Origin of the sequence: Litorisediminicola beolgyonensis, assembly GCF_042679605.1 — a bacterium.
GTDB lineage: Bacteria > Pseudomonadota > Alphaproteobacteria > Rhodobacterales > Rhodobacteraceae > Litorisediminicola > Litorisediminicola beolgyonensis.
The window spans coordinates 101,325-123,289 of the sequence record NZ_JBHTMU010000006.1; the positions used below are offsets into that span (position 1 = coordinate 101,325).

At 68.4% G+C, this 21,965-nt stretch carries 23 protein-coding genes; 16 read left to right on the plus strand and 7 right to left on the minus strand.

Translation table 11 applies throughout. The annotated features are described in order from the left end of the window. Positions 1-93: 93 nt before the first annotated feature. Genes ACFQ4E_RS05240 through ACFQ4E_RS05250 form a run of 3 tightly spaced genes read right to left on the minus strand, consistent with a single transcriptional unit; the run spans position 94 to position 2,751 of the window. Positions 94-1,023, minus strand: coding sequence for a site-specific tyrosine recombinase XerD (locus ACFQ4E_RS05240; RefSeq protein WP_386801885.1), 930 nt, complete (start codon positions 1,021-1,023; stop codon positions 94-96). Next, complete coding sequence (locus ACFQ4E_RS05245; RefSeq protein ID WP_386801886.1) at positions 1,020-2,612, minus strand: hypothetical protein; 1,593 nt, start codon at positions 2,610-2,612, stop codon at positions 1,020-1,022. The genes ACFQ4E_RS05240 and ACFQ4E_RS05245 overlap by 4 nt, the downstream gene beginning before the upstream one ends. Continuing rightward, positions 2,602-2,751: a hypothetical protein gene (locus tag ACFQ4E_RS05250; RefSeq protein WP_386801887.1), complete on the minus strand. Its 150-nt coding sequence runs from the start codon at positions 2,749-2,751 to the stop codon at positions 2,602-2,604. Before ACFQ4E_RS05250 ends, ACFQ4E_RS05245 begins: the two co-directional genes overlap by 11 nt. A gap of 98 nt (positions 2,752-2,849) precedes the next feature. On the opposite strand from ACFQ4E_RS05250, the gene ACFQ4E_RS05255 reads away from it, so the two are divergent. Continuing rightward, entirely contained in the window at positions 2,850-3,419 is a 570-nt protein-coding gene (locus tag ACFQ4E_RS05255; RefSeq protein WP_386801888.1) for a shikimate kinase, read from the plus strand. After that, complete coding sequence (gene aroB / locus ACFQ4E_RS05260) at positions 3,416-4,531, plus strand: 3-dehydroquinate synthase (protein ID WP_386801889.1); 1,116 nt, start codon at positions 3,416-3,418, stop codon at positions 4,529-4,531. Before ACFQ4E_RS05255 ends, aroB begins: the two co-directional genes overlap by 4 nt. A gap of 100 nt (positions 4,532-4,631) precedes the next feature. On the opposite strand, the gene ssb is transcribed toward aroB, so the two are convergent. Further along, positions 4,632-5,132, minus strand: coding sequence for a single-stranded DNA-binding protein (ssb, locus tag ACFQ4E_RS05265; protein ID WP_386801890.1), 501 nt, complete (start codon positions 5,130-5,132; stop codon positions 4,632-4,634). 230 nt (positions 5,133-5,362) lie between these two features. Here ssb and ACFQ4E_RS05270 point away from each other — a divergent pair, with 230 nt between their 5' ends. Next, positions 5,363-5,968: a lytic transglycosylase domain-containing protein gene (locus ACFQ4E_RS05270; RefSeq protein WP_386801891.1), complete on the plus strand. Its 606-nt coding sequence runs from the start codon at positions 5,363-5,365 to the stop codon at positions 5,966-5,968. A 21-nt stretch (positions 5,969-5,989) separates the two neighbouring features. On the opposite strand, the gene ACFQ4E_RS05275 is transcribed toward ACFQ4E_RS05270, so the two are convergent. The 3 genes from ACFQ4E_RS05275 to miaA are packed head-to-tail and all read right to left on the minus strand — an operon-like array spanning position 5,990 to position 9,404. Then, positions 5,990-7,654, minus strand: coding sequence for an ABC transporter substrate-binding protein (locus tag ACFQ4E_RS05275; RefSeq protein WP_386801892.1), 1,665 nt, complete (start codon positions 7,652-7,654; stop codon positions 5,990-5,992). Further along, positions 7,651-8,520 (minus strand): helix-turn-helix transcriptional regulator, encoded by an 870-nt coding sequence (locus ACFQ4E_RS05280; protein WP_386801893.1) that lies wholly within the window; start codon positions 8,518-8,520, stop codon positions 7,651-7,653. The genes ACFQ4E_RS05275 and ACFQ4E_RS05280 overlap by 4 nt, the downstream gene beginning before the upstream one ends. Continuing rightward, complete coding sequence (gene miaA / locus ACFQ4E_RS05285; protein WP_386801894.1) at positions 8,520-9,404, minus strand: tRNA (adenosine(37)-N6)-dimethylallyltransferase MiaA; 885 nt, start codon at positions 9,402-9,404, stop codon at positions 8,520-8,522. Before miaA ends, ACFQ4E_RS05280 begins: the two co-directional genes overlap by 1 nt. 141 nt (positions 9,405-9,545) lie before the next feature. Here miaA and pyrH point away from each other — a divergent pair, with 141 nt between their 5' ends. The 13 genes from pyrH (at position 9,546) to lpxB (ending at position 21,929) form a co-directional block, all read left to right on the plus strand. Further along, positions 9,546-10,277, plus strand: coding sequence for a UMP kinase (pyrH, locus tag ACFQ4E_RS05290; RefSeq protein WP_386801895.1), 732 nt, complete (start codon positions 9,546-9,548; stop codon positions 10,275-10,277). Positions 10,278-10,401: 124 nt separating this feature from the next. After that, entirely contained in the window at positions 10,402-10,962 is a 561-nt protein-coding gene (frr, locus tag ACFQ4E_RS05295; protein ID WP_386801896.1) for a ribosome recycling factor, read from the plus strand. 55 nt (positions 10,963-11,017) lie between these two features. Then, entirely contained in the window at positions 11,018-11,743 is a 726-nt protein-coding gene (uppS, locus tag ACFQ4E_RS05300; protein WP_386801897.1) for a polyprenyl diphosphate synthase, read from the plus strand. Next, a complete protein-coding gene (locus tag ACFQ4E_RS05305) occupies positions 11,740-12,534 on the plus strand; it encodes a phosphatidate cytidylyltransferase (protein WP_386801898.1) in 795 nt (264 codons plus the stop codon). Before uppS ends, ACFQ4E_RS05305 begins: the two co-directional genes overlap by 4 nt. 5 nt (positions 12,535-12,539) lie before the next feature. Beyond that, positions 12,540-13,715, plus strand: coding sequence for a 1-deoxy-D-xylulose-5-phosphate reductoisomerase (dxr, locus tag ACFQ4E_RS05310; RefSeq protein ID WP_386801899.1), 1,176 nt, complete (start codon positions 12,540-12,542; stop codon positions 13,713-13,715). Positions 13,716-13,727: 12 nt separating this feature from the next. Then, complete coding sequence (gene rseP / locus ACFQ4E_RS05315; RefSeq protein WP_386801900.1) at positions 13,728-15,071, plus strand: RIP metalloprotease RseP; 1,344 nt, start codon at positions 13,728-13,730, stop codon at positions 15,069-15,071. A 342-nt stretch (positions 15,072-15,413) separates the two neighbouring features. Next, positions 15,414-15,539 (plus strand): hypothetical protein, encoded by a 126-nt coding sequence (locus ACFQ4E_RS05320; RefSeq protein ID WP_386801901.1) that lies wholly within the window; start codon positions 15,414-15,416, stop codon positions 15,537-15,539. A gap of 142 nt (positions 15,540-15,681) precedes the next feature. Further along, the gene (gene bamA, locus ACFQ4E_RS05325) at positions 15,682-18,024 is read left to right on the plus strand and encodes an outer membrane protein assembly factor BamA (RefSeq protein ID WP_386801902.1); all 2,343 of its coding nucleotides are present in this window, start codon (positions 15,682-15,684) and stop codon (positions 18,022-18,024) included. Beyond that, on the plus strand, positions 18,024-18,587 hold the full coding sequence (locus ACFQ4E_RS05330) for an OmpH family outer membrane protein (RefSeq protein ID WP_386801903.1): 564 nt from the start codon (positions 18,024-18,026) through the stop codon (positions 18,585-18,587). Before bamA ends, ACFQ4E_RS05330 begins: the two co-directional genes overlap by 1 nt. A 67-nt stretch (positions 18,588-18,654) precedes the next feature. Further along, entirely contained in the window at positions 18,655-19,116 is a 462-nt protein-coding gene (gene fabZ, locus ACFQ4E_RS05335) for a 3-hydroxyacyl-ACP dehydratase FabZ (protein ID WP_386801904.1), read from the plus strand. Beyond that, complete coding sequence (gene lpxA / locus ACFQ4E_RS05340) at positions 19,113-19,895, plus strand: acyl-ACP--UDP-N-acetylglucosamine O-acyltransferase (protein ID WP_386801905.1); 783 nt, start codon at positions 19,113-19,115, stop codon at positions 19,893-19,895. The genes fabZ and lpxA overlap by 4 nt, the downstream gene beginning before the upstream one ends. A 1-nt stretch (position 19,896) precedes the next feature. After that, positions 19,897-20,766 (plus strand): LpxI family protein, encoded by an 870-nt coding sequence (locus tag ACFQ4E_RS05345; RefSeq protein ID WP_386801906.1) that lies wholly within the window; start codon positions 19,897-19,899, stop codon positions 20,764-20,766. Beyond that, positions 20,763-21,929, plus strand: a complete 1,167-nt coding sequence (gene lpxB / locus ACFQ4E_RS05350) for a lipid-A-disaccharide synthase (RefSeq protein WP_386801907.1) — start codon at positions 20,763-20,765, stop codon at positions 21,927-21,929. The genes ACFQ4E_RS05345 and lpxB overlap by 4 nt, the downstream gene beginning before the upstream one ends. Positions 21,930-21,965: the final 36 nt, after the last annotated feature.

The following is a 21,965-nucleotide window of genomic DNA, read 5'->3' on the forward strand; positions in this document are numbered from 1 at the left end:
GTTGCAGAAACTCAATCGGTTATGGGTCGGGCAGGGCGGCAGTTCAAGCGCGCCCGGGGTTCCGGACCCCGACTTTCGGTCCCGGGCTGCTCGTCAGCCCTCGCGCGCCAGCGGGTGATGGTCGAGCACAAGCTCGCGCAGCCGCTCTTCCAGCACATGGGTGTAGATTTCCGTCGTCGCGACATCCGCGTGCCCGAGGAAGGTCTGGATCGCCCTGAGATCGGCGCCGTTGGCCAGGAGATGCGTGGCAAAGGCGTGGCGGAGCGTGTGCGGCGTGACCTTCGCGGGCGACACTCCGCCGGTCACCGCGAGATCCTTGATATGCGCATAGAACCAGTGGCGCGTGTAATGCCCGGCCTTCCCGCGCGAGGCGAAGAGAAAGGGCGAGGCAGGCTTGCCGTCCTTGCGCGCGGCGTCCTCCTCGTCCATCCGATGCGCGAGCCAGGCGGCGAGCGCGTCGCGGGCGGGCGGCGAGAGCGGCACCATCCGCTCCTTCCCGCCCTTGCCGCGAATGAGAAGCATGCGCGGGTCGCCCTTGGCGGCGGCGAGCGGGAGCGAGACGAGTTCCGAGACCCGCATGCCGGTAGCATAGAGAAGCTGCATCAGGCAGGTCGAGCGCAGGCGGTCGGTGTCCGTCCGGCCATGGGTCTCGGCGGCGGTCAGGAGCCGGTCGACCTCTTCGATGGACAGCGTCTTGGGCAGTCGCTTGGCGCGGCCCGGCCCCGAGATCTGGACCGCCGGGTTGTCCGGTCGGAGCCCCTCTTCGAAGGTGAAGCGGTAGAGCTGCTTGATCGCGGAAAGCCGCCGCGCGCGGGTGGCGACGGAGAGCCCCTGCGCGTCGCAATGCACAAGGTAATCCTCGATATCGGACCGCTCCGCATCGACGAAGCCACGGCCCCGCCCCGAAAGCCAATCGGCCACGTCGGAGAGATCGCGCGCATAGGCGAGCTGGGTGTTCTGTGCCGCGCCGCGCTCGGCCGCCTGCGCTTCGAGGAACGAGGAAATCCAGAGCCGGTCGCTCATCGCCGAGCCTCGCGCGCCTCGAGGGCGGTCACGACAAGCTCGAGCGCCGCGCGCCGCGCCGTGTCTTCGAGCCCCAGGTCGCGCATCGCGGCCAAGGCACCCGACAGAGCGCCGGGATCGCCCGCGGCACCACGCTCGAATTCCAGCATGGTGACGAGGATCGCTTCCCCGAGCTTTCCGTCCTCGGCCAGCGTCTTGATCCGGGGCGGCGTCTCGGCCGTGCCGTCGAAACCCGCCTGCACCGAGGCGCCATGGGGCAGGTCCGGCGGCGGCGTGCCGGGATCGGTTCCGCGCGCGACGGCAAAAAGGAACCGCGCCGCGTCGCCCGCCGGCGCCGAGGTGGCGGCGATGGTCTCGTACTCTTCCGACAGAAGCCCCGCATGCTGCGCCATGCGCTTGGCCGGACCGTCGAGCGGCAAGCCCGCCAAATCCGGGCCGTAAAGCGTGGCAAAGGTGCTGAGAAGCCCCGCGTCCCGCATCTCGGGCCAGACCCTGCGGAGCGCCGCGGCGATCGAGCGGGGATCGCGGGCGGTCAGCGCGGTATCGAAGCGCTGGAGCGCCTCGACACGGTCCCAGATCCCGCCAGACGCGGCGGGCTCGCGCTCGGTATAGATGCCGAGAAAGCGGTTCGGCGCGAGCGTTCCGGCACGGGCCAGGCGCTCGGCGGCGGCGAGCTGCGCCTTCCATCCCTGGTCGCCATCGAGATCGGTGGCCGCAAAGGCGCGGCCCAGTCTGTTGGTCGAAAGCGGCTCGCCGATCCCTTCGAAGAGGCGGAACTGGAGCGGCGTCGGATCGGTGGGCGGCGGCAGCGGCGGCAATCCCTCGGACAGCTCCGGGTCGAGAAACCGCTCCAGCAGATCGGCATCGCGGGGCGACAGCGTGCCGGTCTCGCGGCCCGCGGCGAGGGCGAGGCTCGCGCGCTGCCAGTCGCCGGCCCGCGCGGCGCAGAAGATTCGCGGCGCGAGCGCCTCGCTGAGCGACGGCTTGGCTTCAAGCTCGGTGCAGGCGGCGTCCTCGGTCTGGGTCAGGAGCGCGAGATCGAACCAGAGATCGAACAGCGTCTCGGCCCCGAGCCCCGAGCGGTCCAGCAAGGCCAGGGCCGGGTCGAGCGCGCCGTCCCGCATCAGCCGTTCGATCCGGGCCGCGAGAAGCGGAGCGCCTTCGCTGCCGGTCGCGGGCGGATCGGCCTCGGCCAGAAGAAGCGTGTTCAGTAGCGCCGAGATGGCCGCGTAATCGGCCTCGATCCGGTTGAGCTTGGGAAGAAGGTCGCGGGTCTCGCTTGCCGACCAGAGCGTGCGCGGCAGCCCCGTCACCGAGACCGGCAAGAGCCCCACGGCCTCGGCCGAAGGCGCATCGAGCGGTGCAGAGGTGATCTCGGGCGTCTCCACCCTGTCGGCCACCGGAGGCTCGTTCGGCTGGACCGGAGAGCCCTGCGTGGCGCCCGCGGCATCGGGCTGCGGCAAGGCCGTCGTGCGCGGCAACCCTTCGGTCGCGCCGAGCCAGTCGATGGCCGTCAGTGGCTCCTGCGCCGCCGCGGGGGCGGCGAGAAGCCAGAGCGCGGCACATCTCGACGCTCGGTCAGTCCACATCCAGATCGACCGGCACCCGAACCTCGGTCTGTGGCGGGGAGAAATCGGCGCCGAAGAACGGGCCGATATAGGCATAGCCCGCCAGCGCGATCACGCCGATGATCGCCAGGTAGACCAGGTATTTCAGCAATCGCCCCATCTCGCCTCACGTTCTGCCCAGAAGTTTTTTGGCTTTTGTAACTGGCCTTTTTCGCAAGATCACGTCATTCACGCGGAAAAAGCAAGCATGGGCAGGAGATGGCCGATACCGCCCGTCACAATCGGGCCCGTCTCAAGCGCACCGTGGTTCTGGTGGGCATGATGGGGGCGGGAAAGACCGCCGTCGGGCGCGCCTTGGCGGCCCGCCTGGGCGTGGCGTTTCGTGATTCCGACCAGGAGATCGAAGCCGCGGCCAACATGACCATCGCCGAGATTTTCGCCCGCGACGGCGAGCCGTTCTTCCGGCGCAAGGAAAGCCAGGTGATCGGGCGGCTGCTCGATGGCGTGCCCTGCATCCTGTCCACCGGCGGCGGCGCGTTCCTGTCCGAGGCCAATCGCGAGATGATCTCGAACCGCGGCGTATCGGTCTGGCTCGATGCGTCGCTCGATCTTTTGTGGTCGCGGGTCCGGCACAAGGACACGCGGCCCCTTCTGCGCACCGCCGATCCCAAGGGCGCGCTCACCGCTCTGTTCGAGGCGCGCGTGCCGGTCTACCGGCTGGCCGATCTGTCGGTCGCGACGCAGCCCGATTATTCCATCGACGACACCGCCGGGCGCGTGCTCGAGGCGCTCGCGACCCGTCCCGACATCCTGGAGCCTCTCTCATGACCGATACCGTTACTGTGGCCCTGGGGGCGCGCAGCTACGAGGTGCGGATCGGCGAAGGCCTGATTGCCCGCGCCGGGGCCGAGATCGCGCCGCTCCTCGCACGCCCGCGGATCGCCATCGTGACCGACGCGACCGTGGCCGCGCATCACGGCGCGACGTTCGAGGCGGCCCTGGCGGCGGAGGGCATCGCCTCCAGCACGCTGACGCTCACGCCCGGCGAGGCGACCAAGAGTTGGGCCGAATTGCAGCGTGTGGTGGAATGGCTCCTGTCGCAGAAGATCGAACGCCGCGACGTGGTCGTCGCGCTGGGCGGCGGCGTGATCGGGGATCTCGCGGGCTTCGCGGCGGCGATCCTGCGCCGTGGCGTGCGCTTCGTGCAGGTGCCGACCTCGCTTCTGGCGCAGGTCGACAGCTCGGTCGGCGGCAAGACCGGGATCAACTCGCCGCATGGCAAGAACCTTGTCGGCGCCTTCCACCAGCCCGCGCGCGTGCTTGCCGATATCGGCGCGCTGGCGACGCTGACGCCCCGCGATTTCCTCGCGGGCTATGGCGAGGTGGTGAAATACGGGCTGCTGGGCGATGCGGAGTTCTTCGACTGGCTCGAAGACAACGGTCCGGCGCTCTCGCGTGGCGATGCCGAAGCGCGCGCGCGGGCGGTCCGGCGCTCGGTCGAGATGAAGGCCGAGATCGTGGCCCGCGACGAGACCGAGATGGGCGACCGGGCGCTTCTGAACCTCGGCCACACCTTCTGCCACGCGCTCGAGGCGGCGACCGGCTATTCCGACCGCCTGCTGCACGGGGAAGGGGTGGCGATCGGCTGCGCGCTGGCCTTTGCGCTCTCGGCGCGGCTGGGGCTTTGTGCGCAGGAGGATCCGTCGCGGGTGCGCGCGCATCTCAAGGCGATGGGCATGAAGACCGACCTGTCGGATATTCCCGGCGATCTTCCGGATGCCGAAACGCTGCTCGATCTCATGGGTCAGGACAAGAAGGTCGTGGACGGTCAGCTGCGCTTCATTCTGGCGCGCGGGATCGGCGAGGCCTTCGTGACCTCGGACGTGCCGGGAGACGTGGTCCTGTCGCTCCTGAAAGAGGCTCTGGCGCTGCGCGCCTAGCGGGCGACGCAGGGCACATCCACTTCGGCGCTTTTCAAACAAAAAGGCCCGGTCGAAACCGGGCCCTTCTAACTCTGTCCGCTCCGGAGCGCTGGCCGGATCAGAACGGAATTTCGTCGTCCAGATCGCGCGAGGGGGCGCGGCTCGGGCCGCCGCCATAATCGCCGCCGCCGCCGCCGTAGTCGCGCCCGCCGTCATAGGAGCCGCCGCCACCGCCATAGGAGCCGCCACCCCCACCGCCGCCTTCGCCGCGGCCGTCGAGAAGCGTCAGCTCGCCGCGATAGGGGCGCAGGACGACCTCGGTCGAATAGCGGTCCTGGCCGGACTGGTCCTGCCATTTCCGGGTCTCGAGCTGACCCTCGATATAGACCTTGGAGCCCTTCTTGAGATACTGCTCCGCGATCCGCGCGAGCGGCTCCGAGAAGATCGCCACCGAGTGCCACTCGGTCTTTTCACGGCGCTCACCGGTGTTGCGGTCCTTCCAGGTCTCGGAGGTCGCGATCCGCAGGTTGCAGACCTTGCCGCCGTTCTGGAAGCTTCGGACCTCGGGGTCTCTGCCCAGGTTTCCGACGATGATGACCTTGTTCACGCTGCCCGCCATGGCACCTCTCTTCTGCTCGCGAATCTGCGGCTCTCCTCCGCTGACCGACCTTTTACCATGCCCCGTCCCGAGCGTAACCCGCCGACGCCCCGAGACGCCCGGGGACGCCTAGCACGGGCTTGGCTAAGAAACCGTAAGCGGCTCCGGGCCCATTGGGCGTCGCAAGGGTGGCCAGAGCGGCAAAACCCGGTATAGTCGCCCCGGATTGTTTGGGACGTTCGGGGGACAGGGTGTTTCGTTTCGGGGTTTCCATCGCGGTCATTGCCGCGCTTGCCATTCCGGCTGCCAGCGTGGCCGACGTGCTGTCGACGAAGAACCGCGCGCGGCTCTTCTCGACCCAGACCAAGGTGCTCGATACCCGCGCCGCGCAGCAGTACCGCAACTCGGTGCGCCTGCAGCCGCCGACCGTGGTGACGCCCACGAAATACGGCGTCCAGCCCGACACCGCGATCCCGCGCTACCAGGGCAAGTACAAGGGGCTCTACCTCACGATGGCGCGCGAGGCCGCCCGCCGCCACGGCATCCCCGAGGATCTCTTCCTGCGGCTCGTCCAGCAGGAAAGCGGCTGGAACGCCACGGCGCGCTCGCACAAGGGCGCTCTGGGGCTGGCGCAGCTGATGCCGATGACCGCCAAGCGTCTCGGCGTCGACCCGCGCGACCCGGCGCAGAACCTCGAAGGCGGCGCGCGCTATCTCAAGCAGCAGTTCGCCAAGTTCAAATCCTGGAAACTGGCGCTCGCGGCCTACAATGCCGGTCCCGGCGCGGTCGAGAAGCATGGCGGCGTGCCGCCCTACAAAGAGACCCGCAATTACGTGAAGGTCATCCTCGGCGGCTGAGGCCGCGCGCCTTCCGACCGGTCAGTCCGCAAGACCCAGCTTGTAGAGATGCAGCTCGAAGGAGGGGTGCATCTCGGCCCCGGTGACGCCCGGACGGTAATGCCGGAAGAGCTTGCGCCAGAAGGGCTGCACGATCACCGCATCGAGGCGCAGCATCCGTTCGAGCTCGGCCATCACCGCGCTGCGCTCGGCGGCGTCGGCAAGGCTGAGCGCCCGGTCGAGGGCGGCGTCGAAGGCGGGATTGGCGTAGCCGCTCTCGTTCCAGACCGCGCCGGAGCGATAGGCGAGGTTCAGGGTCTGGATGCCCAGAGGGCGATGATTCCATTCGGTCACCGAGAGCGGGAAACTCTTCCACCCGGCCCAGAACCGCGACCCGGGCAGCACCACCTGTTTCGCCCGGATGCCCGCATCGACGAGGAGCGCCACGATCGCCTCGCCGGTGGCGCGGGCGATGCCGTCGTCGAGGGTCACCACCTCGTGCTCGAGATCCTCGAAGCCCGCTTCGGCGATCAGAACCGGCGCGGTCTCGGGGGCGAACGGGGCGGGGCCGATATCGGCGTAATCGGGCTGGATCGGCGAGACGTGGTGATCGGCGGCGACCTCGCCGCGATTGTCATAACCGAGCTCGAGGCAGATCTCGTTCGAGATCGCGCGCTGCAAGGCCCGCCGCACCTTGGGCTCGGCATAGGGCTTGCGTCCGGAGATCTCGGCGGTCTGGTTGCCGCGCAGCACCAATGTCGCGCCGGTCGTGACCTCGGAGCGCTGCCAGCCGATGCCATCGGCGGCTTCGATGAAGGGGCCGACATTCTCGTAGAGCATGTCGATGGCGCCCGCCTTGGCGGCGGCGATCCAGCTTGCGGGATCCGTCCCGAGATCGACGAAATCGATCCGGTCGAGCCCCACTGGGCCGAAGTCCGGCGCCGTGTTGCCCCACCAGACGTGCTGCGTGTCGCGCACGAGGATCGCGCGGCTGCCCGGGGTGACCTCGACCGGCAGGAACGGGCCGGTGCCGACCGGGGCCGAGAGCATGGTCGCCGGATCGAAGCGCGGGGGCACGCAGGCGGCGGGGTAGTCGGAGAGCGCCACGATCAGCGTGGCATCGGGATGGGGCAGGGCGATCTCGACCGTCAGCTCGTCCCGCGCGCGGACCGCGCCCTCGATCAGTTTGCCGGAGTCAGAATCGACGAGGCTCGCGAGGCTCGCGGACATGACATTGCCCGCCACCGAGCTGTCGCACCAGTAGTCGAAGAGCCGGAGCACGTCCTCTGCGTTAAACGGCTGGCCGGTGGTCCAGGTGACGCCCGGGCGGATACGAAGGACATAGCCGGTCGCGTCCGCGTTCACCTCCCATCCCTCGAGAAGCATGCCGCGCAGCGTGCCGTCCGCCTGGTTTTCGACGAGATATTCGAGCCAGCCGCGATAGACATTGGCGATCTCGGACCAGTCGGCGGTGCGCGGATCGACCAGCGGGCGCACCTCCTGCTGGATGCGCAGGATGCGGTCGCCCGGCGCGGCATCGGCGGGGATCGGCTCTTGCGCGGCGGCGGGGGCGAAGCCGCCCAGGGCATAGGCCGCGGCGGGCGTCAGGCCCAGCGCTGTGACCCGGGTCAGGAATTCGCGTCGGGACAACGCGCCTGACCGAAGCTCGGCGGCGTAGCGCGCCGCGAAAGGATGGCGTGCGCTCATGCCGGACCTCGTACATGGCTGGCCGTCTGGGCGCGCTTCCGGAGCGCCGAGGGCGACAGCCCGGTGTGGTTCTGGATGAACCGGGTGAAATAGGCGGCCGAGTTGAAGCCCAGCGTCCGCGCCACTTCCTGGATCGGCGGACCGGCCGATCCCAGCATGAGCTTGGCCTCGTAGAGCTTTCTCTCGGTGATGATTTCCGACGCGGTCTTGCCGCAGGCGGCGCGGCAGGTGCGTGTCAGGTGGGTGGCGGTCACGCCAAGCGCCTCGGCATATTCGGCCATCGCCCGGTCGGTGCGGAAATCCGCGACCACGAGATGGGCGAAGCGCCGTGCGAGCCGGGTGGTGGCATTGTCCGGCGGCCGGTCGGTCGCGCCCGCTTCGAACTGACGGCGAAGCCAGACGCCGACGAGACCCAGATGCGCGCGGAGCGCGTCCTGCAGATGCGTCCGCCCATAGGCGGTCTCACGCTGCATCGCCTCGAAACACGCGGTCAGCTCGGCCTGGCCAAGGCTGTCGCGCACCCGGAGGAGCAGGGGCCCCGGGACCGGTTGCGGCAGAAGCCCCTTGGGCGCCTCGATGACCTGCAGATAGGCCTGCGCGCCGGGCTCGACCGAGAAAAGCGTGCCCGCAGGCAGAAAGAGCGCGCCATGGGCGCCGAAGCCGCGGCGCAACCCGTTGATGACCGCGCGGCCTTGACCGCGGGTCATCCAGACCAGGAGATCGGTCTGGCGGTCGTGCAGCTCGGCCATCCGCCAGGGCTGGCCGCGGCAGAACGGGCCGAAGGGCAGGCAGGTCACCGGTTTGACGAGCGGTCCGGGCTCCTGGATGCGCGCCGGGCGGCGGAGGAAGCCGGGACCGGTCGCCATCACGCCGCCTCCTGCGCGTCGAGCGCCTGCCAGTCCGACATCCGGGCGCGGAACCATGTGCGTTGCCGCTTGGCGAATTGGCGGGTCAGGACGATGGCGCGGTCCCGGGCGGTGTCGAGATCCATCTCGCCCCTCACGTGGGCGACGAGCTCCGCCGCGCCGATGGCCTTGGCCGAGGGCAGGGCGGGCGACCAGGCTTCGGCATTGGCGCGCGCCTCGTCGAGCGCTCCTTCGTCCAACATCATGTCGAAGCGGCGCGCGATCCGGGGCGTGAGCCAGGCCTTGGGCGCGTCGATCAGGAAGCACTGCGCTTCGACGCGGGGCAGGAGCGGCGCGGGCATGTCGTCCTGCCACTCGGCCAAAGGCTTGCCGGTAGACCTCTGCACTTCCCAGGCGCGCATCACCCGCATCGGGTTCTGCGGATCGAGCCGCGACCGCGTCCGCGCGTCGAGCTCGGAAAGGAGCGACGCCAACCCGTCCGTCTCCAGCCGGGCCTGCGCGTCGGCGCGGATATCCGCGGGCGTCTCTGGGATCTCGGCCAGACCCTCGGCCAGCGCGGTGAAATAGAGCCCCGTGCCGCCCACGATGATCGGGCGCTCTGTGCCCGCGAGGAGCGGCGCGACCTCGCGCAGCCACTGGCCGACGGAATAGGGCGTGTCGCTCGGAACATGCCCATAGAGCCGATGAGGCGCGCGGGCCTCGTCTTCCGGCGACGGGCGCGCGGTCAGGACCCGCCAGTCGGAGAAGACCTGGATCGCGTCGGCATTGATCACGACCCCGCCCTGAGCCTCGGCGATGGCGAGCGCGAGGCCGGACTTGCCGCTGGCGGTCGGGCCAGCGATCAGAACCGGGCGAGCCGGGTCGATCTGTCCGAGGTCGATCATCCGCACGCATCCTCTGCGGGGTCTGGCCAAAGCGCCGCGCCCGGAAAAAGCCCGGGTCTTCGCATGAGCGGCATTGCCCCCAAGGGCCTTTTCCGACATCTATGGCCGCAATCCTAGACTGCCCCACCGGAGAAGCGCAACATGGCCGACGACGCCCTTTCCCAGACCGCCTTCAAGCGCGTCCTGCTGAAAATTTCCGGCGAGGCGCTGATGGGGGACCAGGGCTACGGGCTGCATCCCCCGACGGTCGAGCGGATCGCCCGCGAGGTCAAATCGGTCCACGACATGGGCGTCGAGATCTGCATGGTCATCGGCGGCGGCAACATCTTCCGCGGGCTTCAGGGCTCCGCCCAGGGGATGGAGCGGACCACCGCCGATTACATGGGCATGCTCGCGACGGTGATGAACGCGCTTGCCATGCAGGCGGCGCTCGAAGGCCTCGGCGTCTATACCCGCGTGATTTCGGCCATTCCGATGGACCAGGTCTGCGAGCCCTATATCCGCCGCCGCGCGGTGCGCCATCTCGAGAAGAAGCGCGTCTGCATCTTCGCCGCCGGCACCGGCAACCCCTATTTCACCACCGACACGGCGGCGACGCTGCGCGCCTCGGAAATGGCCTGCGAGGCGATCTTCAAGGGCACCAAGGTCGACGGCGTCTACGACAGCGATCCGATGGTCAATTCCGACGCTGTGCGCTTCGATCGGATCAGCTATGACGACGTGCTGACCAAGAATCTCAAGGTGATGGATGCCTCGGCGATCGCGCTCGCGCGCGACAACAACCTGCCGATCATCGTCTTCTCGCTCGACGAACCGGGGGGCTTCAAGGGCATCCTCGCGGGCGAGGGCACCTATACCCGCGTCGCGGGCTGAGCGCTCCGGGACGCGCTGTCCTCACCGCGCCACAACGGGGAACGAAAACGCAACAGCCGCGCTTCGCGGTTGAACGCGTGCGGCCGCCCCGGTAGACCATTCTAGCAATCAAGAAAGCGGACCCATGGCTGACGACTTCGAGCTTGATACCGACGATCTGAAACGCCGCATGGACGGCGCCATGAGCAATCTCAGGACCGAGTTCGCATCGCTCCGCACCGGCCGCGCGTCGGCCTCGATGCTGGAGCCGGTGATGGTCGATGCCTATGGCGCGATGACCCCGATCAACCAGGTGGGCACCGTCAACGTGCCTGAGCCGCGCATGGTCACGATCAACGTCTGGGACAAGGGGCTCGTCGGCAAGGTCGAGAAGGCGATCCGCGAAAGCGGCCTCGGCATCAACCCGCAGCTCAACGGCACGATCATCATGCTGCCGATCCCCGAGTTGAACGAGGAACGCCGCCGCGAGTTGACCAAGGTCGCCGGGCAATATGCCGAAAACGCACGCGTCTCGGTGCGCAACGTGCGCCGCGACGGCATGGACCAGATCAAGAAGGCCAAGGACGGCATGTCCGAGGACGACCAGAAATTCTGGGAAAGCGAAGTGCAGGATCTGACCGACACCTACATCAAGAAGGTCGACGAAGCACTTGAGACCAAACAGGAAGAGATCATGCAGGTCTGACGGCCTGTCCCGTTCGTTTTAAAGAGTTTTCAGGTCAGGGATAAGGAGGGCGAGCATGCCCAAGGCAATCAACCGGGGCGCCGGACCGCGCCATGTCGCGATCATCATGGACGGCAACGGCCGCTGGGCGACCCAGCGCGGGCGTCCGCGGCTCTTCGGGCACCAGGCCGGAGCCCGCCGCGTGCGCGAGATTGTCGAAGCCTGTCCCGATGCGGGCGTCGAGTATCTGACGATCTTCGCCTTCTCGACCGAGAACTGGAAACGCACCCAGACCGAGGTCGCGGGCCTCATGAGCCTCTTCCGCCGCTACATCACCAAGGAGGCGGCGAGCCTTCGGGCGGAAAACGTGCGGGTCCGCTTCATCGGCGACCGCGTGAAGCTCGACAAGAAGCTGCGCTGCCTGATGGACGAGCTCGAGGAGATGACGGGGCATTGCACCGGCGTGAATCTCACCATCGCTCTGAACTACGGCGGCCGCGACGAGGTCGCCCGCGCCACCAAGCGGCTGGCCGAGGATGTCGCCGCCGGACGGCTCGATCCCGCCGAGATCGGCGAAGAGACCCTGCCGCGCTATCTCGATACCTGCGTGCTGCCCGATCCCGACCTGGTGATCCGCACCAGCGGCGAGGCGCGCATCTCCAACTTCCTGCTCTGGCAGTCCGCCTATGCGGAATACGAGTTCGTCGACACGCTCTGGCCGGACTTCTGCGCCTCCGAGTTCGAGGCGCTGACCCGCGCCTATGGCCGCCGCGACCGCCGCTACGGTGCCGTGCCCGCATGAGTGGTTCCAACTGGAACGATCTCGGCGAACGAGTGATGTCCGGGGTCGTTCTGGTCGGCGTCGGAATGGCCGGCGTCTGGATCGGCGGTCTGATCTTCCACCTCCTCGTGGCGCTCATCTGCGGTGTCATGGTCTGGGAACTGGTCTCGATGCTCGACGACCGGCGCAACCGCTCGGCGCTTCTGCTGGGCGGCTTCGCCGGTGTGGTGACCTTCGTCGCCATCGAGGTGCCCGGCGGCTGGGCGCTACCGCTGGTGCTCGCCCCGTCGATGCTGGGCTTCGGCCGGATGGAGCGGGGCGGGGTGACCTATGCCAGCTTCGCGGCCCTGATCCTGCTCGCCGGATACGGAATGATGGCGCTCCGGGATGAATATGGCCTCGTCTGGATGGTCTGGCTGGTGCTCGTCGTGGTCGCGACCGATATCGCCGGGTATTTCGCCGGACGCTCCATCGGCGGGCCGAAATTCTGGCCGCGGGTCAGCCCGAAGAAGACCTGGTCCGGCACGGTTGCGGGCTGGATTGCCTCGGCGCTGGTGGGGTGGATCTTCGTCGCGATGACAGGCGCGGGGACTGGGCTCATCGGCCTCTCGATCGCCGTTTCCATGGCCAGCCAGATCGGTGACATGGCCGAAAGCGCGATCAAGCGTCGGGCCGGGGTCAAGGACAGCTCCAACCTGATCCCGGGTCACGGCGGCCTTTTCGACCGCTTCGACGGGATGCTCGGGGCGGCGCTCTTCATCCTGATCGCCGGACAGATCGTCGGGTTCCCGCCGGGCGTCGGAGGGCTCTGACCCCCGTGTCACGTCCGCGTCGCATCTCCGTCCTGGGGGCCACCGGGTCGATCGGGCAGAACACGCTCGATCTGATCGGGCGCGACCGCGAGAGCTACGAGGTCGTCGCCCTGACCGGCGGCCGCAACATCGCGCAATTGGCTAAGGATGCCAGCGACTTGCGCGCCGAGATTGCCGTAACCGCCCATGAGGACGCGCTGCCCGCGCTGCGCGAGGCGCTCGCGGGCTCTGGCGTCGAGGCCGCGGCGGGCGAGGCAGCACTGACCGAGGCCGCCTCGCGCCCCGCCGACTGGGTCATGTCGGCCATCGTCGGGGCCGCGGGGCTCGCGCCGGGCCTCGCTGCGCTTGAGCAGGGCGCGACGCTGGCGCTCGCGAACAAGGAAAGTATGGTCTGCGCCGGTCCGCTGGTGATGGCCACTGCCGAGCGGCATGGCGGGCAGGTTCTGCCTGTGGACAGCGAACATTCGGCCGTCTTCCAGGCGCTCATCGGCGAGGACATCTCGGCGGTCGAGCGGGTGATCATCACCGCGTCGGGCGGGGCGTTCCGCGACTGGCCAGTCGAGCGTCTGGCCGAGGCGACGCCGGAAGAGGCCGCGACCCATCCCAACTGGGCGATGGGCCAGCGCATCACCATCGACAGCGCGTCCTTGTTCAACAAGGCGCTCGAACTCATTGAAACGCGAGAGTTCTTCGGTCTTGATCCTGCCCGGATCGAAGCCGTGATCCATCCCGAGTCGATGATCCACGCGCTCGTGGGCTTCTGCGACGGGGGGCTCATGGCCCATGTCGGCCCGCCGGATATGCGCCATGCCATCGGCTTCGCGCTCCACCATCCAGAGCGCCGCGCCCTTCCGGTGGAACGGCTCGACCTCACCCAGATCGGCCAGTTCACCTTCCGCGCGCCCGACGAGACGCGCTGGCCCGCGCTCCGCCTCGCGCGCGAGGTCATGGAGGTGCGGGGACTCGCGGGCGCGGTGTTCAACGCCGCCAAGGAAGTGGCGCTCGACGCCTTCATCGCGCGCGAGATCAGCTTTCCGCGCATGGCAGGTGTTGTCGAGGAGACGCTTGACCGGATTTCGGCCCGGGGGGGCCATATTGCTGTCGAGATCAGTCTTGATAACGTGCGGGAGGCTGACCAACTCGCTCGGCAAGAGGCGCGTTTGATCATTGAGCAGGTATAGGGGATCGTTCTTTTGGATATGGTATCGCTGATTCCGCAATTCGGCGGGTTTCTCTGGACGGTTCTGGCCTTCGTGGTCGCGTTGTCTGTCATCGTCGCGGTGCACGAATACGGCCATTACATCGTCGGCCGCTGGTCGGGCATCCATGCCGAGGTCTTCTCGCTCGGCTTCGGCCCGGTCCTGTTCTCGCGCACCGACAAGCACGGCACCGTCTGGCAATTCGCCCTTCTGCCCTTCGGCGGCTTCGTGAAATTCAAGGGCGATGCAAACGCATCCGGAGGGGCGGACGAGACCGTGATGGACGCGCTCTCGGAGAGCGAGGCGCGTCGCACCATGAACGGCGCTCCGCTCTGGGCACGCGCCCTGACGGTCGCGGCGGGTCCGGTCTTCAACTTCATCCTGTCCTTCTTCGTCTTCGCAGGCATCTTCATGCTGCAGGGCCAGACCTCCGATCCGCTGACGGTCGGCGAGCTGCGCGCCCTGCCGGTCGAGCAGCCGCTCGAGGAAGGCGACGTCATCCTGTCGATCGGCGGGATCGAGCCCACTTCGGTCAACAATCCCGATGTGCGCGGCTACTTCCCGACGCCGGTGCCGCTCGAGCCGCGGCTCGACTACGTGGTCCTGCGCGACGGAGAAGAGCAGAGCTTCACCGGCCCCTATCCCTTCCCGCCGCTGATCACCAACGTGGTGCCGCGCTCGGCCGCCTCCGATGCCGGGCTGGAACCGGGCGACGCGATCCTGGCCATCGACGGTCAGGACATCTTCGCCTTCAGCCAGCTTCGCGACGCCGTCGAGGGATCGGAAGGCGCGGCGCTGCCGCTCGAGATCTGGCGCGGTGGCGAGACGCTCGACCTGAGCTTGCAGCCCAAGCGCACCGACGAGCCGCAGCCCGATGGCTCCTACCGCACCGTCTACCGGATCGGCGTCACGGGGGGCATCTACTTCGATCCCGCCACCGAGTTCCCGGGCGTACTCGCCTCGATGACCGGCGCGGTGTCGCAGACCTGGGCGATCATCACCGGCTCGCTTTCGGCGATGGGGCATATCATCACCGGCGCGATCTCGACCTGCAACCTGTCGGGCCCGATCGGCATTGCCGAGACCTCGGCGGACATGGCGAGCCAGGGCACGCAGAGCTTCATCTGGTTCATCGCGGTCCTCTCGACAGCGGTCGGCCTGCTGAACCTCTTCCCAGTGCCGGTGCTCGACGGTGGCCATCTGTGTTTCTTCGCCTATGAGGCCGTCGCGGGTCGCAAACCCTCGGACCGGGCGCTGAAATTCCTGATGACGGTGGGCCTGACGCTGGTGCTCGGCCTGATGATCTTCTCGCTCTCGAACGACATCTTCTGCCCGTAAGCGCGGGCCCGGTGTGAGCCGGGCCTCACGCGGGTTCTCCCGCAGGTAGGAGGGGCGAAAAGCCTCTCCTTCGCGCGTATCGGCGGAGGCGATGCTCGCCTCCGCCAAGACATGCCTCGGAACCGGAGATGTGCCCGGCCGAGCCATGAGCGGTTCTCTGCTGGTCCGCCCCCAACGACAGGTATCGACCCTCGTACCTGCCTGAGATCCGGCCTGGCAGGGGCTGATACGCTTGCATGTGCCAGCACCCGCATCGGCATCGCGCCGCCCCGCATTTGCCAAAACTTTGCCCGAATCCGGCGTTAGGCATGGCACTGGAACCTCAAGGAAAGGGCCCAAGACATGCAGACCATCACTCACGGCGCACGCGGACTTCAGCTGATCTGGAGGCTCAACACCGACCGTCTGCTCTTCGTGGGCACGCTCGGTGCGGCCCTGATGATCGGCGCGGCTCTCAGCTCGCTTTGACGCTCGTGCAGGCCGCGCACAGCCCCTGCACGTGACACCCCCGCCACGACCCTTCGCGCTGCCCGCGCGGAGGTTTGACTAGGCCCGTCAATCCCGATACTGGACTCGCCCAAGGGACCAGAGAAAAAAGGGATGAGCGGGCATGTCGGACAGCATCTTCGGAGGCCGCTCCGGCCTCGGCCGGGCCAGCAGATCGGCCACCGCGCTGGCGCTGATCCTCGCTCTTGCCGCCACCACCCTTCCAAACGGCGTCGTCGCCCAATCCTATTCCTTCTCGAACGTCTCGATCGAGGGCAACCAGCGCGTCGAACCGGGCACGATCCTCTCCTATGCGGGCATCGCGCGCGGTCAGACCGTGTCGGCCGGCGAGTTGAACTCGGCTTATCAGCGCATTCAGGAGTCGGGCCTCTTCGAGAGCGTCGAGATCGTTCCGCAGGGCAACACCCTGGTGATCCGCGTCGTCGAGTACCCGACGATCAACACCATCGCGGTCGAGGGCAACAGCCGCATCTCCGACGAAGACCTGCAGCCGGTGATCCAGTCGCAATCGCGCCGGGTCTTTTCGCCGACGCAGGCCGAGGCCGACGCCAACGCGATCGCCGAGGCCTATGTCGCGCAGGGCCGCATCTCGGCGCGCGTCCAGCCGCGGGTGATCCGCCGCTCCGACAATCGCGTCGACCTGGTCTTCGAGGTGTTCGAGGGCGGGGTGGTCGAGGTCGAGCGCATCGCCTTCAACGGCAACCGCGCCTTCTCGGATCGCCGCCTGCGCCGCGCCATCGAGACCCGCCAGGCGGGCCTTCTGAGGGCCTTCGTCACCCGTGACAGCCTTGTCGAGGATCGCCTGCAATTCGACCAGCAGCTTCTGCGCGACTTCTACGCCTCGCGCGGCTTCGTCGATTTCCGGGTGCTCGGCGTCAATGCCGAGCTGACCGAGGAGCGCGACGCCTTCTTCGTGACCTTCAACATCGAGGAAGGCCAGCAATTCAAGGTCGGCAACGTCTCGGTCGTCTCGGATATGCCGGGGGTCGATCCCGATGCTTTCCAGCGCGCCATCAAGATGCGCAGCGGCCAGGTCTACAGCCCGAGCGCCGTCGAGACCGACATCGCACGCCTCGAGCGCATGGCGATCCGCGAGGGTCTCGATTTCGTCCGGGTCGAGCCGCGCATCGATCGCAACGACCGCGATGTCACGCTCGACGTGACCTACCAGCTGACCCGCGGCCCTCGTATCTTCGTCGAGCGCATCGACATCGAGGGCAACACCACCACGCTCGACCGCGTCGTGCGCCGCCAGTTCGACACCGTCGAGGGCGATCCGTTCAACCCGCGCGAAATCCGCGCCGCCGCCGAGCGCATTCGCGCGCTGGGCTTCTTCTCGGATGCCGAGGTCGATGCCCGCGAAGGCTCGACCCCGCAGCAGGTGGTCGTCGATGTCGACGTGACCGAGCAGCCGACCGGCTCGATCAGCTTCGGCGGCAACTACTCGACCAATTCCGGCTTCGGCGCCGCGATCTCCTTCTCCGAGCGCAACTTCCTCGGCCGGGGCCAGCAGCTGTCGCTGGGCGTCAACACCGCCTCGGACAACTCGCGCTACTTCTTCCGCTTCACCGAGCCCGCGCTTCTCGGTCGCGACGTCGCCTTTGGCCTGAACCTCAGCTACTACGAGTCCGAGCAGGACAACGCGCGCTACAACACCAAGGTGGGCACTCTCTCGCCGTCGCTGACCTTCCCGCTGAACGACAGCTCGCGCCTGCAACTGCGCTACACGCTGCAATCGACCGACCTGTCGATCCCCGACGGCTCGATCGACGAGACCGGCGAACTGGTCAAGGCCGAGGCCGAGCGCGGCAAGCTCATCGAAAGCTCGATCGGCTACACCTTCAGCTACGACACCCGCCGCACCGGGCTGGATCCCGACGCGGGCGTGCTTCTGGAATTCGGTCAGGATTTCGGCGGGCTCGGCGGCGATACCGAGTTCGTCAAGACCACCGCGCGCGCGGTCGCGCAGCGGCTTGCCTTCAACGAGGACGTGACGCTGCGCGCCACGGTCGAGGCCGGCGCGGTCAACTACTCCGGCGATGGCAGCCGGGTGACCGACCGCTTCTTCCTCGGCTCCAGCCTGATGCGCGGCTTCGAGCCCGGCGGCATCGGCCCGCGGGAATACAACGATGCGGCGGATGTGGATGACGCGCTTGGCGGCAATTACTTCGCCGTCGCCCGGCTCGAGGCCGAGTTCCCGCTGGGCTTTGCCGAGGAATACGGCATCCGCGGAGGTCTCTTCTACGATGTCGGCAATCTCTGGGGGCTCGACAAGACAAACTCGGACGTCCTCTACGAGGATGGCGCATGGCGGCAGGTCGTCGGCGCCGCGCTTCTCTGGGACACGCCGCTCGGTCCGCTGCGCTTCAACTTCACCGAGACCCTCCAGAAGGAAGATCGCGACAAGGACCAGAACTTCGAGCTGACGATCCAGACGGATTTCTGATGCGGATGCGCATCGCGCTGGCCGCGGCGCTTCTTGCCCTGGCGCTCCCGGGACATGCCGGGGCGCAGCAGCAACCGGCTCCGATCGCACCGGGGCCGAGCGCGATCCTGACGATCGAGCCTGACCGGTTTTACGCCGAAAGCGCCTTTGGCGCGCGGGTCAGCCGCGAGATCGAGGCCGAGGGGCAGGCCATCGCCGCCGAGAACCGCCGGATCGAGGCCGATCTGACCGAGGAAGAGCGCCGCCTCACCGAAGAGCGCGACCGTGTGCCGGCCGACGAGTTCCGCGCGCTTGCCGATGCGTTCGACGAGAAGGTGCAGTCGCTGCGCCAGACCCAGGACGCCAAGGCCCGCGCGCTCGGCACCCGCTCGGAAGAGGAGCGGAGGCGCTTTCTCGACGCTGCCCAGCCGGTGCTGACCCGGCTTCTCGCGGATCGCGGCGCGGCGATGATCCTCGACCGGCGCTCGGTCTTCTTCTCGCTCGCGACCACGGATGTCACGGACGCGGCCATCGCGCGCGTCAACGCGGCCTTCGGCGACGGCAGCGCGCTTCCCGAAAACTGAGCGCGCTTGCCTGAGCGGGCGGCGGTTGCTAGGCAGACCGGATACTGCCCGCCAAGAAGGACGAGACATGGCCGATACGCCCACCAGCGCCGACATTCAGCTTATCCAGCGGATTCTGCCGCATCGTTATCCGTTCCTGCTCGTCGACCGGGTCGAGGAGATCGACGGCACGAAAAGCGCGGTGGGCCTCAAGAACGTCACCATGAACGAGCCGCATTTCCAGGGCCATTTCCCCGGCACTCCGATCATGCCCGGCGTCACCATCGTCGAGGCGATGGCGCAGACCGCCGCCGTCATGGTCGGCGTGACGATGGAGCTGCAGGACAAGGAGATGCTGATCTATTTCATGGGCATCGACGGCTGCAAGTTCCGCCGCAAGGTGATCCCGGGCGACCAGCTCCGGATGGAGCTCGAGACGCTGCGCGGCAAGCCCGGCGGCAAGGTCTGGAAGTTCCGCGGCCGTGCCACGGTCGGCGGCGAGATGGCCTGCGAAGCCGAGTTCACCGCGATGATGGACCTGCCCGCGTGAGCGGTATCCATCCGTCCGCCGTCATCGAGGACGGCGCGAAGATCGGCGACAACGTCACCATCGGTCCCTTCTGCCATATCGGGCCCGAGGTCAGCCTTGCCGATGGTGTTGTTCTGAAGAGCCATGTGGTCGTCACCGGCGAGACCGTCATCGGTGAAGACACCGTGATCTTCCCCTTCGCGGTGATCGGCGAGACCCCGCAGGACCTGAAGTTCAAGGGCGAGAAGACGCGGCTGGAGATCGGCAAGCGCAACCGCATCCGCGAGCATGTCACGATGAATGCCGGAACCGAGGGCGGCGGCGGGCTGACCCGCGTCGGCGATGACGGGCTCTTCATGGCGGGCTGCCATGTCGCCCATGACGTGCAGGTCGGCGACCGCTGCATCCTCGTGAACAACTCGGCGCTGGCAGGGCATTGCGTGCTCGAGGACGACGTGATCGTCGGCGGGCTCTCGGGCGTGCATCAATGGGTCCGGATCGGGCGCGGCGCGATCATCGGCGCTGTCACCATGGTGACGAACGACGTGATCCCCTACGGCCTCGTCCAGGCCCCGCGCGGCAAGCTCGACGGGTTGAACCTCGTGGGTCTGAAACGCCGCGGCGTGGCGCGAAAGGACATCACCGCGCTGCGCGCCGCCTTCCAGATGCTGGCGCAGGGCGAGGGGCCCTTCGCCGACCGCGCCCGCCGTCTGGGCGACGAGACCGAGAGCGACTATGTGCGCGAGATCGTGGCGTTCATCCTCGCCGATACCGACCGCCATTTCCTGACCCCGGGCTGAGATGCTGGCGCTGATCGCAGGTCGCGGGCGGCTGCCGCAGGCTGTGGCCGGAGCGCAGGTCGAGCGGCCCCTGGTGGCGGCGCTCGACGGCTTCCTGCCGGACGATCTGACGCCGGACATGACCTTTAGGCTCGAGACCCTGGGCAGCCTCTTCGAGACGCTGCGCGCGCGCGGCGTGACCCGGGTTTGCCTCTGCGGCGCGATTCGGCGTCCGCAGATCGACCCCTCCCGCATCGACGCCGCGACCGCGCCGCTGGTGCCGCGCCTGACCGAGGCCCTGGGGCAGGGTGACGACGGCGCGCTCCGCCGCGTCATGGCGCTCTTCGAAGAGGCGGGCTTCGCGCTTCTGGCCGCGCACGAGGCCGCGCCGTCGCTTCTGCCCGACCCGGGCGTCCCGACCCGCACGCAGCCGCCCGCCATCGCCAAGACCGAAGCCCGCGTCGGCGACGGCGTGCTCGCCCAGCAGGGCGCGGCGGATCTCGGTCAGGCTTGCGTGATCCGCGGCACCGAGGTGCTCGCGCAAGAGGACGATGCCGGGACCGACGCGATGTTGGCGCGGCTGGGCCAGGACGCAGGCGCGGGCGACCCGGTGACCTGGCTCATGGACACTGGGGCCGAGGTTCTGGACGACACCGCCGACTGGCTTTCGGGGCGCGAGACGCGCAGCGGGATGCTCTACAAGGGGCCGAAACCCGGGCAGGACCGCCGCGCCGATCTGCCCGCCATCGGTCCCGGCACGGCGAAGGCCGCGGCCGAGGCGGGGCTGGCCGGTCTCTGTATCGAGGCGGGCGGGGTGATGGTCCTCGACCGCGACGAAACGCTGCGGCGTCTCGATCGCGCCGGGCTCTATCTCTGGGTCCGGGCGCGATGAAGCTCTTCCTGACCGCGGGCGAGGCCTCGGGCGACCGTCTGGGCGCGGCGCTGATGCGGGGACTGCGCGCGCTTCTGCCCGACGAGGAGATCGAGGTCCGCGGCATCGGCGGTCCGCGCATGATCGAGGAGGGGCTCCAGAGCCTCTTCCCGATGGACGAGATCGCGATCATGGGCATCACCGAGATCCTGCGCGAATACCGCAGCCTCAAACGCCGCATCCGCGAGACCGCCGAGGCCGCCATCGACTGGCAGCCCGACGTGGTGGTCACGGTCGATCTTCCCGAGTTTTCGCTCCGCGTGGCCGAGATCATCAAGGCGCGCTCGCAGCTCAGGACCGTGCATTACGTGGCTCCGACCGTCTGGGCCTGGCGTCCGGGCCGCGCCGCGAAGATGGCGCGCCATATCGACCAGGTGCTGGCGCTGTTTCCCTTCGAGCCGCCCTACATGGAGGCCGAGGGCATGCGCTGCGATTTCGTCGGGCATCCGGTCGTGACCGACCCGCAGGCCTCGGCCGAGGACTGCGCGGCCTTCCGCGACAGCACCGGGATCGGGGACGCGCCCATCGCGCTCGTCCTGCCCGGGTCGCGCCGCTCCGAGGTAGCGCGGCTTGCCCCGGTCTTCGGCGCGGTGGCGCGGCGTCTCTCCGAGCGGCGTCCGGAGTTGCGCCTGGTGATCCCGGCGGCGCAGGGCGTGGCCGACAAGGTCGTCGAGGCCGTCGCCGACTGGCCCGGTGCTCCCGTGATCCTCGATCCCCGCGAGCGCGAAAGCGCGGTCTGGAGCGCCGAGAAGCGCGCGGCTTTCGGCGCCGCGGATGTCGCGCTCGCCGCCTCCGGCACGGTGTCGCTCGAGCTGGCCGCGGCGGCGACGCCGATGTTGGTGGCCTATGACATGGGCTGGCTCTCGCGCCAGATCATCGGGCGGATGCTGCTGACCGATACCGTGACGCTGGTGAACCTCGTCTCCGAGACCCGCGCGGTGCCCGAGTTCATCGGCAAGGACTGCCGCCCCGAGCCGATCGCCCGCGCGCTCCTGTCGGTGCTCGACGCGCCGGGCGCGCAGGACGCGGCGATGGCGCTGACGATGGAGCGGCTCGGGCAGGGCGGCCCGCCCCCCGGAGAGCGTGCGGCGCGCGCGGTGCTCGAAGGCATCGGACGGCTCTGAGCGCCAACGAAAAACGCCGGGCACGATGGCCCGGCG